At 70.8% G+C, this 16,956-nt stretch carries 15 protein-coding genes; 7 read left to right on the top strand and 8 right to left on the bottom strand.

Translation table 11 applies throughout. The features are described from left to right. Positions 1 to 16 precede the first annotated feature (16 nt). On the top strand, positions 17 to 1,696 hold the full coding sequence (locus HUA75_RS04930; protein WP_174485668.1) for a PAS domain-containing sensor histidine kinase: 1,680 nt from the start codon (positions 17 to 19) through the stop codon (positions 1,694 to 1,696). Positions 1,697 to 1,813: 117 nt separating this feature from the next. Here the strand turns inward: HUA75_RS04930 and HUA75_RS04925 are convergent, their stop codons facing one another. Both HUA75_RS04925 and hpf read right to left on the bottom strand, forming a co-directional pair. After that, entirely contained in the window at positions 1,814 to 3,883 is a 2,070-nt protein-coding gene (locus tag HUA75_RS04925; RefSeq protein ID WP_174485667.1) for an MXAN_5187 family protein, read from the bottom strand. A 145-nt stretch (positions 3,884 to 4,028) separates the two neighbouring features. Then, positions 4,029 to 4,388 (bottom strand): ribosome hibernation-promoting factor, HPF/YfiA family, encoded by a 360-nt coding sequence (gene hpf, locus HUA75_RS04920; protein ID WP_141644110.1) that lies wholly within the window; start codon positions 4,386 to 4,388, stop codon positions 4,029 to 4,031. A 148-nt stretch (positions 4,389 to 4,536) separates the two neighbouring features. On the opposite strand from hpf, the gene HUA75_RS04915 reads away from it, so the two are divergent. Both HUA75_RS04915 and HUA75_RS04910 read left to right on the top strand, forming a co-directional pair. Next, positions 4,537 to 4,923 carry a response regulator gene (locus HUA75_RS04915; RefSeq protein WP_174475543.1) on the top strand — a complete coding sequence of 129 codons (387 nt, stop codon included), beginning with the start codon at positions 4,537 to 4,539 and terminating at the stop codon, positions 4,921 to 4,923. Between the two features lie 84 nt (positions 4,924 to 5,007). Then, the gene (locus tag HUA75_RS04910) at positions 5,008 to 5,454 is read left to right on the top strand and encodes a putative signal transducing protein (protein WP_174485666.1); all 447 of its coding nucleotides are present in this window, start codon (positions 5,008 to 5,010) and stop codon (positions 5,452 to 5,454) included. Positions 5,455 to 5,457: 3 nt separating this feature from the next. On the opposite strand, the gene HUA75_RS04905 is transcribed toward HUA75_RS04910, so the two are convergent. Together HUA75_RS04905 and HUA75_RS04900 are read right to left on the bottom strand one after the other, a co-directional pair. Next, positions 5,458 to 6,414, bottom strand: coding sequence for an N-acetylmuramoyl-L-alanine amidase-like domain-containing protein (locus HUA75_RS04905; protein WP_141644113.1), 957 nt, complete (start codon positions 6,412 to 6,414; stop codon positions 5,458 to 5,460). Next, a complete protein-coding gene (locus tag HUA75_RS04900; RefSeq protein WP_141644114.1) occupies positions 6,411 to 7,403 on the bottom strand; it encodes a HEAT repeat domain-containing protein in 993 nt (330 codons plus the stop codon). Before HUA75_RS04900 ends, HUA75_RS04905 begins: the two co-directional genes overlap by 4 nt. Positions 7,404 to 7,554: 151 nt before the next feature. Between HUA75_RS04900 and HUA75_RS04895 the strand changes: the two genes are divergently transcribed. Together HUA75_RS04895 and HUA75_RS04890 are read left to right on the top strand one after the other, a co-directional pair. After that, positions 7,555 to 7,881, top strand: a complete 327-nt coding sequence (locus tag HUA75_RS04895; protein WP_141644115.1) for a DUF4398 domain-containing protein — start codon at positions 7,555 to 7,557, stop codon at positions 7,879 to 7,881. 17 nt (positions 7,882 to 7,898) lie between these two features. Continuing rightward, entirely contained in the window at positions 7,899 to 9,314 is a 1,416-nt protein-coding gene (locus HUA75_RS04890; protein ID WP_174453407.1) for an OmpA family protein, read from the top strand. Positions 9,315 to 9,761: 447 nt separating this feature from the next. On the opposite strand, the gene truD is transcribed toward HUA75_RS04890, so the two are convergent. From truD to HUA75_RS04875, 3 genes are read right to left on the bottom strand one after another with little or no spacing between them, the layout of a single operon-like run. Next, on the bottom strand, positions 9,762 to 10,787 hold the full coding sequence (gene truD, locus HUA75_RS04885) for a tRNA pseudouridine(13) synthase TruD (protein WP_141644117.1): 1,026 nt from the start codon (positions 10,785 to 10,787) through the stop codon (positions 9,762 to 9,764). Continuing rightward, entirely contained in the window at positions 10,784 to 12,130 is a 1,347-nt protein-coding gene (locus HUA75_RS04880; protein ID WP_141644118.1) for a DUF4388 domain-containing protein, read from the bottom strand. The genes truD and HUA75_RS04880 overlap by 4 nt, the downstream gene beginning before the upstream one ends. Positions 12,131 to 12,137: 7 nt before the next feature. Continuing rightward, the gene (locus HUA75_RS04875) at positions 12,138 to 13,148 is read right to left on the bottom strand and encodes a DsbA family protein (RefSeq protein WP_371746057.1); all 1,011 of its coding nucleotides are present in this window, start codon (positions 13,146 to 13,148) and stop codon (positions 12,138 to 12,140) included. Positions 13,149 to 13,204: 56 nt separating this feature from the next. Between HUA75_RS04875 and HUA75_RS04870 the strand changes: the two genes are divergently transcribed. Together HUA75_RS04870 and HUA75_RS04865 are read left to right on the top strand one after the other, a co-directional pair. Further along, positions 13,205 to 14,251 (top strand): asparaginase, encoded by a 1,047-nt coding sequence (locus tag HUA75_RS04870; protein ID WP_141644119.1) that lies wholly within the window; start codon positions 13,205 to 13,207, stop codon positions 14,249 to 14,251. Between the two features lie 85 nt (positions 14,252 to 14,336). After that, positions 14,337 to 15,248 (top strand): GGDEF domain-containing protein, encoded by a 912-nt coding sequence (locus HUA75_RS04865; RefSeq protein WP_141644120.1) that lies wholly within the window; start codon positions 14,337 to 14,339, stop codon positions 15,246 to 15,248. A 7-nt stretch (positions 15,249 to 15,255) separates the two neighbouring features. Here the strand turns inward: HUA75_RS04865 and HUA75_RS04860 are convergent, their stop codons facing one another. Next, positions 15,256 to 16,824: a HEAT repeat domain-containing protein gene (locus HUA75_RS04860; RefSeq protein WP_174485665.1), complete on the bottom strand. Its 1,569-nt coding sequence runs from the start codon at positions 16,822 to 16,824 to the stop codon at positions 15,256 to 15,258. Positions 16,825 to 16,956 lie beyond the last annotated feature (132 nt).

Here is a 16,956-nt window from a genome sequence, read left to right as displayed (position 1 = left end):
TCTGGAGGATGGCCCCTTGCGCCTGAGGACCCGGCTGGCGCTCGCCTTCGCCCTGCTCGCGTTGGTGCCGCTCGCGGTGGTGGTGCTGCCCACCCTCTCGCGCCTGCGCGACACGTTGTCCCGTGAACTGGACGCACGCATGCAGGCCGCCACCACCAGCGCCCAGGAGTCACTGGAGCGCTCGGCCACCACCGCCCGACGCGCGGTGGAGGAGCTGGTGGACAGCGCCGCCATGGAGGACCTCGCCCGCGAGGCCCGTGAGCGCCCCACCCGAGCCATTCAAGCAGGCACGGCGGAAGCGCTGATGAAGACGCGGGGACTGACGGTGCTCGCCCTCTTCGACCGGGGCGGCACGGTGCTGTCCTCCGGACACCTGCCCGCGCGGCGCGGAGACCCGGACCCGGCCCTCTTCGCCGTCACGAAAGTGGCCTCGTCGAAGCCCGTCCCGGTGCGAGTGGAGGTGCGCACCTCCTCGGGCCTGCGACAGATGCCGGCGCTCGTCACCGCGCGCCCGGTGGACTACGGGGACCTGCGCCTGTGGGCGGTGGGCGGGGTGCTGCTCGACGACAGTCTGGCCCAGCACCTCGCGCGGCTGACCCAGGCGCAAGTCTCGCTCGTCTCTGGTGACACCGAGCTGGCCCGGGCCGGCACGGCGCTGCCTCCCACGGTGGCGCGCGAGCTGCCCCTGGGCGACGCCGCCACGGTGCGACTCGTCTTCAGCCGTGCCGCCGCGCGCGAGGCCGAGGAAGGCGTCATGCGCGCCTTCCTCCTGTTGGCCGGACTGGGCGGCGCCTTCGCCATGCTGCTCGGGTTGCTGGTGTCGCGGTGGATGACCCGGCCGGTGGAGGCGCTCACCGAGGGTGCCCGGCGCGTGGCGGAAGGCGCGCTGGATGTCCAGGTGACGGCCGCCGCCACGGGCGAGGTGGGCGAGCTGGTCCGGACGTTCAACCACATGACGTCCGAGCTGAAGGCGACGACGGAGCGACTCGTGGCCAGTGAACGCATCGCCGCGTGGCAGGAAGTGGCGCGGCGACTGGCCCACGAAATCAAGAACCCGCTGACGCCCATCCGCATGTCGCTGGAGACGCTGCTGGCGGCGCAGGAGGCCGGGCACCCTCGCTTCCCGGAGTTCTTCAAGGAGAGCGCGGGCGTGGTGCTGGAAGAGGTGGACCGGCTGCGGCGCATCGTCGACGAGTTCAGCCGCTTCGCGAGGATGCCCAAGCCGCAACTGGCGCCCGTGGATCTGTCCGAGCTGACGCAGAGCGTGCTGGCCCTCTACGCGACACCTCCCGAGGGCATCCAGATACTCCCGGCGCTCCAGACGGGCGTGGTGGCGCGCGTGGACCGGGACATGCTGACGCAGGTGCTGGTCAACCTGGTGAAGAACGCCGAGGAGGCCATGGCCGGCAAGGGCGGCCCCCTGCGCGTGCGAGTGAAGGGCACCGACGCGGACGCCATCATCGAAGTCGAGGACAGCGGCCCGGGCATCCCCGCCGAGCACCGCGCCCGCATCTTCGAGCCCTACTTCACCACCAAGGACGGCGGAACGGGCCTGGGGCTGGCCATCGCCGCGCGCATCCTCCAGGAGCATGGCGGCAAGCTCGAGGTCGGCGGAGAGCCGGGCCAGGGCGCGCGCTTCAGCGTGGTGCTCCCACGCGCGGACCTCATGGCGACCGGCGCCGCGAGCGCCCCGTAGGCAGCATCACCAGGGGCCAGCGCCCGGGCCCGCTTCAGTCCCCGCGCATGAAAAGCACAAGGCCCGAGGCGATGTGTCGCCCCGGGCCCGGATGTCGTCACGCGGTGGAAGCCGCGCTCAGTCCTTGACGGGCGTGGCCTTGAGAGCGGCCTTGCCTTCCTTCACGTAGACCTGGAAGCGCACCGTCTTGCAGGCGTACTTCTGGACGAGCTGCTCCTTGTTCTTGCGCAGCTTCTGCACGAACTTGTCGTACGTCAGGCCATCGGCCGGCTCGCCACACCGCTCACGGGTGGTGACGAACTCGCGGAAGACCTCCTGGAAGTGCTGCTCCTCGGAGAGCGCCACCGCGGAGTTGCCCGACGGGCCCGCGCCCGGGAGAGGAATGGCGGCGGGGCCCCCCGCGCGAGGCGGCAACGGAATGGGTACCTCGGCCGGCCGGGCGCTGGCCTGGAGCAGCTCGCGCGGAATGGCCGCGACGCGCGTCGTCTCCGGGTTGTCCGGCGACTGAGCGGCCGCCAGGGCGAACGGGTTCGCCGCCTGCTGGAGCGTGTACGCCGCCGTGGGCTGGTCCTCGAAGGCGAAAGCGCCGCGACGAGGCGACGCCGTCGACAGGGGCTCACCCGAGGCGGAGAAGCCACCCGGCTCGGGCTCGAAGGGCATGGACGCGCCCGACGAACCGAACGGACTGGCCGCGGGAGGCGGCGGAATCGCGGGAGGCGGCGCGGGGAACGGGAACGCATCCGCCTGCGCGAACGGATCCGCCGAAGCGAACGGGTTCGACACCGGCGCGGGGGCCGGAGGCGGCAGCGCGAAGGGGTCCCCCGAGCCGAACGGCTGGGCCGACGGAGGCGGAGGCGCCATGGAGAACGGGTCCGCCGAGCCGAAGGGCTGGGCCGCCGGAGGCGGGGGCGCCATGGAGAACGGATCCGACAGGGGAGCCACCGCCGGAGGAGGAGCCCCACGCGCGAACGGGTCCGGCAACGGGCCCGGCGTCGGCGGGGCGGCGAACGGAGCCGAGGCGAACGGGTCTGGCAGCGGACCTGGCGTCGGCGTGGCCGCCACCGGCTGCGGCGCGTGAGGAACCTGCGCGTGCATCTGCGCATTCGCCGCCATCGCGGCCGACAGGCTGAGCGTGTCGGAGGTGCCCTGCACGTCGTCGCCAGAGCCCGAACGGGAGCCCCCCATCAGCACCGTCCACACCAGCGTCAGGCCCAGGAGCCCCGCCAGCGCGACGAGCGCGTTCTGCTGGTAGTCCGCCAGAGCACCCAGCACCGGCTGCGTCCCGGCCACCGCGAGCACTTCCAGCGGCGTGCCTTCCAGCGCGCGACGAGAGCCCACCGACAGGGGCGCCTTGCCTCCCATGGCATCGCCCTCCGTCATGAGAGGCAGGCCCAGCGGGCCCAGGTTCTGGAGGCTGCCGCGGCGCAGCACCACTCCGCTCGTGTTGGCCGCCACCTGCGCCAGCGAGCCCTCCGCGAGCAACTTGTCCGGCCCCACGGCCGTCACCGAGTCCCCCTTCACCAACCCGAGCGCGGAGACGCCGGTGGCCTGCACCGCGGCCTCCAGCGCGCCCTCGTCGAGCAGCGGCGCGCCCACCACCAGCGTCACCGCCGGCTGCATGCCGAAGTCCCCGCCCCACAGCACGGGCACCGAGGCGAAAACGTGCGCCGCACCGAGCGCGTCCACCACCGAGGTGCCGGCCTTCGCCAGCGCGGCGACGTCCAGCTTCGTGGCATCCGAGGACGGCTCCGCGCCCGCGACGGCATGGAACGCGGCGTCCGGAGCGGCCAGCGCCACCACCGCGCCCTTGAGCTCCTTGGGCAGCACGGCCTCGACGGCCGTCCGCACAGCGGTGAAGCGCTCCGCCGTCAGCGGCTGGAGGGCGTCCTTGTCGTCGGCCTTGTCCTTGTCCCGCGATGGGGGCCGCACGGAGGCGACGGGCTTGGGGGGAAGCAGCGCGTGGACAGCGGAGGCGACGTCCGGCGTGGCGGCCAGCTTCAGCGCCAGCGCCTGCACCTCCGCGCGACGCGCGTCCACGCGACGCGCCACCTCGGCAACACCCGAGGCGGACTGGGCCGTGGCTCCGTCCACCGCGCGCGCGCGAAGCGGTCCCGACAGCATCGGGAGATGAGCAAGCCCCAGTCCAATGACCAGGAACGCGAAGAGGAGGAACTTGAGGCGGACCATCGCCGTCCTTTAGCCCATGGGTGAAGGGTTCCGCTTATAGCGTTCACCATTCGGACCCAGCAAGATTCGGGCAGCGGACAACGCGGGCCCGGCCGCCCGGTGGACGACCGGGAAGACCGGGCCCTACACCGAGGCAGGCCCCCGGCTAATAGCTCGGAACGTTCGCCGCCACGTCGTCGGGCAGCCCGTCCGTGTGCACGTCACGGCGCTTGTCCACGGCCTTGCGCAGGGTGCGCTCCAGCCGGTCACGCGCCGCGTCGATGGCGGGAAACAGCGTCTCCGCCCGCTCGGTGACATGCACGGAAGCGAAGTTTGGCATGCGCACCGTCACCCGGCACTCCTTGTCCACCCCACCCTTCGGACCGTTGATGTCCACCAGCGAGATGTCGATTTCCGCCGCCTCGTCGTCCGCATACCGTTCGATGTGGCGCACCAGATGCTCCTGCAGGTAGTCCCTCAGCGACTCCGTCAGGGTCAGATGCACGCCCCGCATCAACACCTTCATGGCATCACCTCCAAGGCTCGAAGATGGACAGCCTCCCGCCCGCCGGTGAGGGGGGCTCTTCCACCCGCCTGCCCTCCAGGCAACGAGGCACCGGTCCCCGCGTCCTCGCGGCGGACGAATCCGACAAGGGCCAGAGTTACCCAGACGCATGGGTGCCGAGCGAATCAAGGTCCTCCTCGTAGAGGACGATGGTGACAGCCGGGAGCTCCTCGCGGAGCTGCTCGAGTTCGAGTTCGACGTGGTCACCGCCCACGACGGACTCGCGGGCCTGCGGGCCTTCGAGAGCACGCTCCCGGACGTGGTGGTGACGGACGAGTCGCTGCCGGGGCTGTGTGGCACGGAGCTCGCCCGGCGGGTGAAGGCTCGCGCGCCACGCACCCGCGTCATCCTCGTCTCCGGCTACACCCAGGTGGACGGCGCCGAGCACTGTGACCTGGTGCTGCGCAAGCCCATCGACGTGGAGCGGTTGAGCAGCGCCGTCGGCAGCCTGGGAGACGAGGCCCGCCGCTGGCAGGGCGACGACGCCCGGCAGTGAACGGAAGGACTGGCCCCCGGTGCCGCGGCAGGACACCAGACCTACTATGTCCCTCCAGGACATCCACGGGCAGGAGGGACAGACATGAAGTACTGCGCCAGGTGCGGATCGGAATACCGGGACGACATCGAGCAATGCTCGGACTGTCCAGGCAACCCACGGTTGGTGGACGTAGGAGAGATGCGCAGCCGGGGGCTCCCGCTCCCGCATGAGCTGGACAAGCGCGTCTTCGTGCGCGCGGGCACCACGGACAACCCGCTGATGGTGGAGGTCTTCGTGGAGCTGCTCCAGGAGACGGACATCCCGGTGCTGGTGCGCGCGGGTCGCTCCGGCGTGGTGGACAAGCTGACCACGGGCACCCTGCTTCCCTGGTGGGAAATCCTGGTGCCCGAGGAGCAGCAGGAGCGCGCCGCCGCCCTCATCGAGCGGGAGCGGGCCCAGGAAGCGGCCACCACCGACGAGGCCGTCAGGGCCGCCGAGGACGAGGAGCGGGAGACCGAGCAGTCGGCCGCCCCCCCATCCACCCTCTGAGCGTCAGGGCGAGCGGACGACGGCGCCGGGCGCGGAGGACTCCGGACGGCGGGCCTCGAAGAGGCTCACCCCGGTGACCTTCCACTTCGCATAGCGGGAGTTGCGGCCGAGGAAGGTCTCCAAATCTTCGTCCACGACACGGTTGTAGCCCCCGCGCGACGCATGGCGCAGGTAGGTGCGGCCCTTGCGCTGCACCACGAAGCCCAGGTGCGTCACGCGGGTGGCCTTCAGCGGAAGGTCCTCGCGCAGCACCACGAGGATGGTGCCGGAGGGGATGGAGCGCGCATGCTCCATCACCCGCTCCAGCGGAATCATGTTCATCGCGAAGGTGCCCACCGGCTGACGCGCCTTGGGGAGTTGGAGCGCCTGGGACGAGCGGGACTGCCAGGTCACGGGCGTCAGCGTCTTCGTGACGGCCACCGCGTCCTCGCCCCCGAAGCGCCGCGTCACGTCGCGCAGGAAGCCCTTGCGGATGTTGTTGGGCAGCCACTGCGCTTCCATGAGGTGGTTGCGGTCCTCATAGGCCGGGGCCTGGGCGTAGCGGATGTGCTCGAGCAGCGGCGCGACCTCCGGCTCCGTGCGCGCGAGCCCCAGCGCCAGGGACTGCTCGACGAAGGTGAGGCAGTCCACCGCGTCCAGGCGGAACGTTGGATCAGGATCGACGCCCGCGCCTTCTCCCAGCGGAGACAGGACGTAGGGCGTGTTGACGAAGCGCTGGCTCATGGACAGCAGCCGCTCGGTCAACGGCGCGTTGGACGCCTCCGACACCAGGGCGGCGAAGGCGCTCGCGTCCATGCCCGTCCAGCCGTTGGGGCGCGCGGGGGTGGCCGTGGCCGCCTGGGCCGCCGCCGAGCCGGAGTCGAGAATCCGCGCCGCGCCGGGCGTGGCGGAGGCCTTCGTCGAGGAGGCCGGGGTCGCCTGGGTGGCGAGCGCCGCGGCCAGCACCACCGCCCACGTCATTGCGCCACGCCCGCCCTTCGGAGGATGGCCTTGCGCCGGTCATCCTGGAGCTGGAGCGTCTCCAGTTCCTTCTCGTACGACAGCTTCTCTTCGCCCTTGGCGTTCCACGAGGCCAGCACCAGCCAGTCCAGCATGGCGCTGTCTCCGCCCTGGTAGAGGATGCGCGCGGCGCCGGCCGCCAGGCCCCGGTCCTTGTCCTCCAGCAGCGGCTTGAGCGCGGGGGTGGCCTTCTTGGCGGCGACTCCCTCGAACAGCTCCAGCCCCTGCCGGCGCACGAAGCGGTCCTGCGCGCCGAGCAGCTTGTTGGCGAAGGCGAAGCCCTCGGGGGAACCCAGGCGGCACAGGCCGCGCGCCGCCGCGAAGCGGGTGCTCTCCGAGTCGTTGGTCAGGTACTCCTTGAGGGGCTTCACCTGCTTGGCGTCGCCCGTCTCACCCGCGGCGGCCAGCATGATGGCGCGCACCTCCAGCTCCTGCTCCTGCTTGGCGGCCGCCATCAGCGCCTTGCCCATCTTCGGGTTGCGCGAGGCGCCCAGGGCCCGGGCCGCGTCCCGGCGAACCCCACTGCTCTTGTCATCCAGCAGCGGCAGCAGCACCTGGACGTTGCGGCTCTTCAGCCGGGCCAGGCCCTGCGCGGCGTACATGCGCACCGTGCTGTCGCCGTCGCCGGCGAAGCGGACCAGGGCCGGCTCCGCGGAACGCGTGTCCAGTCCCGCCAGCACCGCGACGAGGTTGCGGCGGACCCGCTCCTCCAGCACCCGGCGCATGGATTCGTTGATGAGGTCGGCGGCATAGGGCTCCTCGCGCAGGTAGCGCAGCCGGGAGACGGCGGCGGGGACGGCTCCTCCCTGGATGACGGTCTGGATGACCTTTTCCGTCTCGGCACGGCGCTCGCCGCGCTTGGCGGCGGAGGCCTGGGCGGACAGGGCCAGGGGGGGTAGGAGCAGCGCGAGCAACACCAGGAAGCGGGCGGAGAGGACGGACGGGCGCACGGGAGGGGGACGATGGCAAGGGTGGCGCCGGTCGTCAAAGTCCCAGGCGCCGGCCGGCCCCCCTCCTCAACGGGGTATGCCCGATTCTTGACCCCCCAAGAGGCGATTGATACGACCGATGCCTCTTTCCCTCCTCTAGAGGCGCCACCCTATGAAGAACCTGACGGTGCTGGTGGCGGTGGCGGGGGCGCTCACCGCGTGCGGCCCCGTGAAGTCCACCGCGAACATCCTCGACGCCGAAGTCCAGATTCAGGCAGCGCGCACGGCTGGGGCCGACAAGTTGGCCCCGTACGAGTGGACCGCCGCCAACCTGTATCTGGAGAAGGCTCGCGAGGAGGTTGGCTACTCCGACTATCAAGCCGGTGTGGATTTCGCGGTGAAGGCCTCCCGCTTCGCCAATGAAGCCCGCGAGAAGGCGATGTCCGTGGCTGGCAGCGATTCCGACACTGGCACTGGCGAACGGACCCCGAACCCGTGACGCACCGAGCGCTCCCGATGACGCGTCCCTCCCTTGCAGCGCTGCTGTCCCTCCTCCTGGTCGCCGGCTGTGTGAGCGGCAGCAAGATTCGCGCGGACACCCAGGTGCTCGCCGCGGATGTCGAGCGGGCCCGCCGCAGCGGCGCCTTGCGCTGCGCCCCGGTGGAACTGGCCACCGCCGAGGCCTACCTCGACTTCGCCAAGGGTGAGCTGAGCCAGGGCAACAGCGGCCGCGCCGCCTCGCACGTCCGCGTCGCCGACACGGCGGTGGACCGGGCGTTGGAGCTGTCGAAGAACTGCGGTCCGCGCCAGGTGCTGGTGCGTGAGCGCCCGGAGGCCCCGCAGCAGCCGCAGCAGCCCACGGAGACCAAGCCGCAGCAGCCCCAGGTGGTGGTCCGCATCGAGGAGACGGACAGCGACGGGGACGGCGTGCTGGACAAGGACGACCCCTGCCCCGACCAGGCCGAGGACACGGACGGCTTCCAGGACGAGGACGGCTGCCCCGACGCGGACAACGACAACGACGGCGTTCTCGACGCCAACGACAAGTGCCCGGTGCTGGCGGGAGTCGCCGACAACCAGGGCTGCCCGGCCGAGGCGCCGAAGGACCGCGACGGCGACGGCATCGTCGACCCGCTGGACAAGTGCGTGGACCAGGCCGAGGACAAGGACGGCTTCCAGGACGAGGACGGCTGCCCGGACCTGGACAACGACAACGACGGCATCGTCGACGCCCAGGACAAGTGCCCCAACGAGACGGGCTCCATGCAGAACATGGGCTGCCCGGACAAGGACGGCGACGGCGTCAACGACGGGCAGGACAAGTGCCCCGACGAGCCCGAGGACAAGGACGGCTTCCAGGATGAGGACGGCTGCCCGGACCTGGACAACGACGCGGACGGCCTGGCGGATGCGCAGGACAAGTGCCCGACCGAGGCGGGTCCGCCGGAGAACAGCGGCTGCGCGGACAAGGACACGGACAATGACGGCGTGGTGGACCGACTCGATGCGTGCGTGGATGCGCCTGGCACGAAGGAAGAGCGCGGCTGCCCGAAGCAGTACAAGAACGTCGTCATCAAGAAGGACCGGATTGAAATCAAGAAGCAGATCCTCTTCGGGTCCGGCTCCGCGAAGATCATCGGCAAGCAGAGCACCGCCATCCTCGAGGACGTGGCATCGGCCCTGAGGGATGCGCCGTGGATCCAGAAGGTCCGTATCGAGGGCCACACGGACTCGCTCGGCAAGGACGAGTCGAACCTGAAGCTGTCGCAGAAGCGCGCCGACGCGGTGATGGCGCAGCTGCTGCGCAAGGGCATCGACCCGGGCCGCATGGAGGCGGTGGGCTTCGGCGAGACGCGTCCCATCGGGCCGAACACCACCAAGGCGGGCCGTGCGCAGAACCGCCGCACGGAGTTCAACATCGTCACGCAGTAGGCAGCCCCGCCCCGGCCACCTCAAGGCCGGGGCAAGCAGGACCAGCGCCTCCCGGGCTTCCGTCCCGAGGAGGCGCTTCGCTTTTCAGCGCGTGGGTTGTCCTCGGCGGCAGGCACGGGCAAGCGGCCCGCCAGGGCTTCACACCGAGCCTCTCTCCGCCCGGCCGAAGTCAGGCAGCAGGCGGTCCCCCACCCCAAGGCAGGGGCATTCACGCTCGCCGCGCACGGTGCGCGCGACGGGTGTCCCGCGTACGCAGCCCCCCCAAGGCCGGGGCATGCACGGCCAGCGCCTCCGCGAAGTGCCCCGATGGCGCGTTGCTTTTCAGCGCATCCACTGCCCTCGACGTCACGCGCGCGCACAACATCCCAGAGGAGTCGCGGACGAAAGGGCCCGCGCGGGCGAGCCCCATCAGGCTTCGCGCCAGGGCATCACCCCGGCGAGAGGACGTCAGTCGTCCTTCAGCAGCTCGTGGAGGACCTCGGTGGCGTACGCGCCCCGGGGCAGCTCGAACGCGAGCCACAGGTCCTCGCCCTCCGGCGTCAGCTCGGGCGAGCCCAGGCGGACGCGATACGGCCTGCGCCCTCCTTCCGTCTCGCCCCCACCGCGCTTGAAGTCGTCCGGCGTGACGCCCTCTCCCACCAGCAGGCTCGCCTCGAACTCGCCCACCGCGCCGGTGGCGGCCGTCATCTTCGGGCCGAACAACGGCCCGGCGGGGCTCACCTCGAACGACGCGACGCGAGGACCATCCACGTCCGGCGCCTCGCACACGAAGAGGCCGCCCGTTTCTTCCTTGCGCAGCACATCACCGAGCAGCGCGGTGGACAGCGTGCCGGAACGCACGCGCTCCGCGAGCGCCCGGTTGAAGATGCGCGACTGGAAGGCGGAGAGGTACAGCTTGCGCTGGAAGCGCTCGGGCCGCTTCGGAAGCCGCTGCCCCAGCACCAGCAACCGGCCCAGGTCCGCGTTGTCTCCCGCACGGCCGAAGCGCTGCTCGCCGAAGTAGTTGGGAACACCGCCCGCGGACAGTCGAGAGAAGCACTCTCGCGCGGCCTCCACGTCACGCACGCCCCGCAGGCGCAGCTTGAAGCGATTTCCCCGCAGGTGGCCGGTGCGCAGCTTGTTGCCGTGCCGCTTCGACCACAGCACCTGCACACCCTCCAGCGCGAACTCCCCCAGTCGCGCTTCCGCGCGCGCGGGCACCGAGAGCAACTGCCGCGTGACGGCCTGCCGGTCCTTCATCCCCGCCACGCCGATGTCGTCCTCGGACACGCCCAGCGACGAGGCCAGCGCGCGCACCACCTCGCGCGTGTCCCGGCCGCGCTTCTCCAGCCACAGGTAGAGGTGCTCTCCCTCGCCCGACGGTTGGTAGGCGGGAAGCTCCTCGACCTCGAAGTCTTCGGGAACCAGCTTGAAGGCACCACCACAACCAGGCACATCCGCCGTCAACCGCGGCCAATCCGAATCCGTCGTCACGGCCCCTCGAGCGTCGCCAGCAGCTCCTTCACGCGACGGGCGAGGTCCTCGTCCGCGCGCGACTCCAGAAGCTCACCGGCCTGGAACAGCAAAAAGAACATCACGTCACTGAGCGCCTGTTTGAAGGACGCCAGCGGCTCGCTGCCCAGTTGGGCGCGGTGCCGCTCGAAGGCATCCATCAATCGGGGCTCGGCCAGGCTCCCATCCGACTGGAAGGCCAGGCCCTCCAGCACGGGAGAGGACGACAAGGCCTGTCCGGACAACGCGGCGTTGGCGGCGGCGATGAACTCGCGGTCCATGCCCTGCTTGGCCACCTCGTCGCGAATCTCCCGGAAGATGAAGTTGAACACGCGCGCCACGGGGCGAGGGTCCACCGCCGGAGCGGCGCTCGCGACCGGACGCCCTGGGCCCGCGGGCACGGGCGTGGCCGGAGTCTGGGCCCCGGTGGGCCCCACCGTCGGCACGGGGCCGGCGGGCACGAGCAGCGGCTTGTCCGTCAGCGACGCGAAGCCGCCTTCCAGCAACCGGAAGACGACCTTGGTGATGTCGAACTCGGACAGGCGGGCGGCGTGGCCCAGCTCCAGGATGGTGCGCCGGCCGTCGAGCAGCCCCAGCACCCGGTCCTCATCCTCCTCCAGCTTCCCATCCGAGGCACGCTTGCGCGCCACGTACAGCCGGCCATGGGGGATGCGCTTCCGGAAGTGCGCCATCTCGTCGATCTTCCGGATGCTGTCCATCAACAGGCTCTGGGTCGAGAGCTGGATGGAGTGGCTCGCCTTCTCATCCACCGGCTGGTCGATGAGGAAGAAGCTCCCCTCCCGACACAGGACGATGGCGTGGAAGATCTCGCTCACCTGATGCGTGACGCACTTGAAGAGGTCGTGCGCCTGCAGGAAGCCCTTCTCCACCAGGGCGCGGCCCACCTTGGACGGGGGCTGGCCCTTGAGCGCGGCCTCCACCTGCGTGCGGTCCACGTAGCCCAGGCGAACCAACACCTCGCCCAGCCGGTCCGCGGGGTCGTCCGACGAGGCGCCGCGCACCTCGCCGTCCCGGAAGGTGACGGAGCGCTCGCCGCCAGGGGAGTGGACGCGGATGATGCCGCTCCACCGCGACTGGCTGAGGAAGGCCATCAGGTCCGACAGCGGGAAGCCGCCCGCGTCACCGGAGAGCACCACGCGCGGCGCGGCGATGGTGCCACCCTCGCTCGGGCCCCGGGAGAAGACGAGCAGGTCCGGGGACGTGGGCATCAGCGCGTACGTCCCCGAGCGCCCCGTCAATGGAGAGGGGCTCTGGCGATCCTCGGGGACGAGTTGCCCCGCGTCGATGCGGAACCTTTGCGTCATCTCCGTGTCAGTCGGCTGCCCAGGCGTTCTTGTTGTTCACCCACTCCAGCTCATCCTCCAGGCTGTGGTTGAGCAGGTCCTCCTGGATGAAGCTCAGGTCGAGCGCGCGCCCGTTGAAGTACACGGTCGGCGTACCGGACAGGCCCGCCGCGCGGCCCTGGTTGCGGAAGCCCTCCAGCTCCTGCTTGTAGGCGTCCGACTTGAGCACCGCCGCGAGCTTCGCGCCGTCCAGCCCCAGCCCCTTCGCCAGCGCGGGCAGCGCCTCCGGCTTGAGGTTCTCCTGGTGGGTGAAGAGGGCGTCGTGCATCTGCCAGAACTTGCCCTGATCCCTCGCCCACAGGGCCGCCTGCGCCGCGGGCACCGCGTTGACATGGTTGGACAGGGGGAACGGCAGGTAGCAGAAGCGCACCTGGGCCGGATTCTTCTTCGCGAAGGCCTCCAGGACGGGACGGGCCTTGGCGCAGTAGGGGCACTCGAAGTCGGAGAACTCCACGACCGTCACCGGGGCGGACACAGCGCCCATGCACATCCGGTCGTCCACCTTGAACTGGGCGCGCTGCTCACGGAAGGCGCCGTAGTACTGGGACAGCTGGACGATGACCTCGGTGGCGGGGCTGCCCTCGGACACCATGCGCGCGGCCACCCGGGCCATGCGCTTGGCGTGGCGGCAGGTGTTGTGCGACTTCAGGCAGGCGCCCAGGGTGTGCGGGCAGCCGCAGTAGCAGAACTCGTCGCTCAGGACGGTGGCCAGCTCCCGCTTGGAGGCCGCGGAGAGCGAGGAGAAGTCCATGCCCGGGATGCCGGAGAGGGCCGCGGCGGGGTCCGTCGGGGCGGCGGCCGGAGGGGCCGGGGGCGGCGGCGGAGTCGCGGCGGGAGCCGGAGCGGCGGCCGGAGCCGGGTTCGAGGCGGGCGCGGAGCCCTCCGGGTTCTTGCAGCCCGAGCTGGTCAGCGCCACGGCGGCCAGCAGGGGAATGACACGCTTCCAGCAGGAGAGGAGCACGCGGCGGGTCTTAGCCACGCTCGCGGGGCTTGTAAAGCAACGCAAGCCTTGGCAGGGAAGCACCCTTGCCCATCATGCCCAGAGTCCTGCTCCTGCATACCGGTGGCACGCTGGGGATGGCCGGAGGTCGGCCATCCGCCCTGCGCCCCGCTGCCTTCTTCAAGACGCTCAAGGCCCGCGTCCCGGAGCTCTTCCAGCTCGCGGACATCGAGCTGCAGCTGATCAGCAACGTGGACAGCTCGGAGATGCAGCCGGAGCTGTGGCAGCGCATGGCCACCCACCTGCACCAGCAGCTCAAGGACTTCGACGGGGCCGTGGTGACCCATGGGACGGACACGCTCGCCTACACCGCCAGCGCGCTGTCCTTCATGTTGCGCAACCCGCCCTGCCCCGTGGTGCTGACGGGCTCCCAGCGGCCGTTGGGGGAGGTCCGCTCGGATGCGCGGCTCAACCTCATCGACGCGGTGTTGTCCGCGCTGCAGGGGCCGCGCGAGGTCACCATCTGCTTCGACTCGCACCTCTACCGGGGCAACCGCACGCGCAAGGTGAAGGTGTCCGAGTACGACGCCTTCGAGAGTCCGAACTGCCCCGTGCTGGGCACCCTGGGCGTGGACGCGACATTCGAGCCGGGACTGCGGTCGAAGGGCCCCTTCCGCCTGTACGAGAAGCTGGATCCGCGCGTCTTCCTCTTGAAGGTCTACCCCGGGCTGGACCCCGCCCTGCCCCTGCAGTTGCTGCCGCATGTCCGGGGACTCGTCCTGGAGGCGTACGGAGCCGGCAACTTCCCCATCGACCCGGCCCTCGGGCGCTCGCTCCTGCCCCTGTTCACCCAGGCCCGGGAGCGCGGCGTGCCCGTTGTGGTGGTGAGTCAGGCCCACCGCAACGGCGTGGATCTCAGTCTCTACGAATCTGGAGCGGCGGCCCTGGCCCAGGGGGCCGTGGGCGGCGCGGACCTGACGCCCTCGGCGGCGCTGGTGAAGCTGATGCAGGGACTGGCCTATCACCCCCGCTCTCCGGAGGCGCTCGCGCGCTTCATCCAGACACCGGTGGCCGGGGAGCTGACCGTCGGACGCAAGACAGTGGAACCCCCGGGTCGCCGGAGCCACAAACCAACGCGGTGAGTCCAATCCAGGCGAGGGTTGCCGGCAAGGAAGCCGGCAGCATGCTTGCCGCCATGAAAAAACGGCCCGTAAGATGGGTGGCGCGATGTCCGAGGAGAAAACTTCCGTCCATTCCATTTCGGACCTGCTGGGCAACGGCCAGCGGCAGAGCGCTTATCTGATCGTCATCAGCGCCAAGTCCGCGGCGGGCATCGGCCGGATGTTCAAGCTGGACCGCTCCGAGGTGGTGCTGGGGCGCAGCTCCGAGGCGCAGTTCCAGGTGGAGGACGACGGAATCTCGCGCAAGCACGCCAAGGTGGTGGCGCTGGGCGACGGGCGCTTCCAGGTGGTGGACCTGGCGAGCACCAACGGCACGTACCTCAACGGCCTGAAGGTCAACGCCGCGCCGCTCTACGACGGCGACAAGATCCAGATTGGCTCCAACACCGTCCTCAAGTTCTCCATCCAGGACGAACTGGAGGAGCAGTACCAGCGCAGCATCTACGAGTCGGCGACGCGCGACGGCCTCACCCGCGTCTACAACAAGAAGTACTTCCTGGAGACGGTGCGCAAGGAGTTCAGCTACTGCCTGCGCCACCGGGTGAACCTGTCGCTGGTGCTGTTCGACGTGGACCACTTCAAGAAGATCAACGACGCGTACGGGCACCCGGCGGGTGACTACGTGCTGACGCGCATCGCCCAGCGGGTCAGCGACACCGTGCGCACCGAGGACCTGCTGGCGCGCTATGGCGGCGAGGAGTTCGCGCTGATGCTGCGCGAGTCCGCCGAGGACCAGGCCCTCGCCTGCGCCGAGCGTTGCCGGTACGCGGTGGACAAGGCGGACTTCGTCTTCGGCGGCACGCCCATCAAGGTGACCATCAGCCTGGGCGTGGCGACGTTGCTGGACTCGGACTTCTCCCAGCCCGAGGACCTCATCGCCGCGGCGGACAAGTACCTCTACCGGGCCAAGCGCGCGGGTCGGAACCGCTCGGACGCCAAGGCCATCAGCGGCCCCTGAGTTCGGCTCAGGGCCCGAAGCCCAGCCGCCGCAATCCCTCGCGCGACACGTGCTGGACGTGGGTATCCCCGTCCCGAGCCACGGCGTCGGACAGCGCGGCGGCGGCATGCGGCCCGCCCAGTCGGCCCAGGGCGAGCGCGGCGGCCACCCGGACATCCGGCACCGGGTCCTCGCGCAGGCAGGACGCCAGCACCTTCACGTGGACGGCGCGGCCAATGGCCTCCAGCGCCCGGGCGGCGGCGGCGCGCACCACCGGGTGCTCCGAGCCCAGCAGCTCCGCGGCCGCGTCCCCCCGCGTCGACTGGCGCTGCCCCGCGACCACCGCCAGCGCGGCGGCCACCACCTCCGGCGCGTCGTCCTCCAGCGCACGCGTGGTGGCATCCATCACCTCGGGTCTCCGGACGGACATCGAGCCCAACACGCGCACCGCCCCGGCCCGAATCACGGGCTGCGAGTCGCGCAGATAGGGCGACAGCGTCTCCACCCGCTCGTTCTCGCTCTCACGACAGTCCGCCAGTGACGCCAGCGCCTGGCCCCTCAGCTCCGCGGGCATCCTCGGGTTGCCCGCCACATCCAGGAAGAAGCCCGCGCAGCCCTTCTCCCGCACCATGGCCTCCAGCCACGGCCGGGACACGGCGGCGTCGCGCCCCTCCACCCGACGCTCGGCGGCCACGCGCAGCGACGTGCCCTCCGCTTCCGCCATCTTCCGCGCCGCGGAGCCACGCACCTTGGGGTCCGCGTCCTCCAGCGCGCGCTCCATCTCCCTGCGGGCCAGCGGTCCATAGACGCCCAACGACAGCACCGCCGAATCCCGGCGACGGGGCTCGGGCGCCGTCAGCTCCGGCTGAAGCTCCTCCAGCTCCCGCGAGTACACGGCGAAGAGTCGGTTCACGAGCACCGCGTCCGCGGGCTTCGCCTCCTCCAGCAACAGGCGCCCCACCGAGGTGCGCTGTCGCAGCGCCACGGCCTTCAACGCGCTGGCGCCAATGACGTCCGTGCTCTCCGGCCTGGAGGCCGTGGCATCGAGCAACAGCCGCGCCGGCTTGCGCCCCATGAACGTCCCCAGGTGGGCGAGCGCCGATCCTCGCGCGCGCGGGTCCTCCGAGTACAACTCCACCTCCAACGCCTGCCGGATGGCCTCGCGGCGAGCCCATACCCGAGCCGCCGCCTCGGGCCCCCGCGCTCCGGCCTCTCGAAGGAACGTCGCCGAGGATTGATCCGCCTCCGCGGCCGCGCGTGCCGCCGTGAGACACGCCTGCAGATCCGCCGACGTGGGCGTGCTGGCCACCCACTCCGCGAGCACGCGGCGCTCGGCAATCCCCTTCCCCTTCGCCTCGGCCCGCACCGAGGCCCACCGCACCCGCCAGTCCTCGTCCTTGCGGGAAGACGCGAGCGCGTCGCGGGGAGTCGGCCGGACCGTGCCCAGGGACGCCACCCAGGAGTCGACCCGTCCCCCGGACAGGCAGGAGCCACACACGCGGCCCCGGAGGGCCCGGTCCGCCACGTGCCGTTGGCAGGAGTTCCAGCAGTCGGTCGTCCCGGTGCCGCCACGCTGACCGGTCGCCAGCAGTAACATCAGGAGGAGGGCAGGGCTCACGCAGCGGACATTCTAGTGCATCCGCCCCGGGCTTTTCCCTCCTGCGTCCTTGCGTTTTGCCTCTCGCTGGGACATACCCGCTCCCCTTTTGAAGTACACACACATTGACGC

Source organism: Myxococcus sp. CA040A (assembly GCF_013336725.1).
GTDB classification, from domain to species: Bacteria; Myxococcota; Myxococcia; order Myxococcales; family Myxococcaceae; genus Myxococcus; species Myxococcus llanfairpwllgwyngyllgogerychwyrndrobwllllantysiliogogogochensis.
The sequence above is the reverse complement of the archived record's forward strand: the minus strand, read 5'-3'. Positions and strand labels throughout refer to the sequence as shown.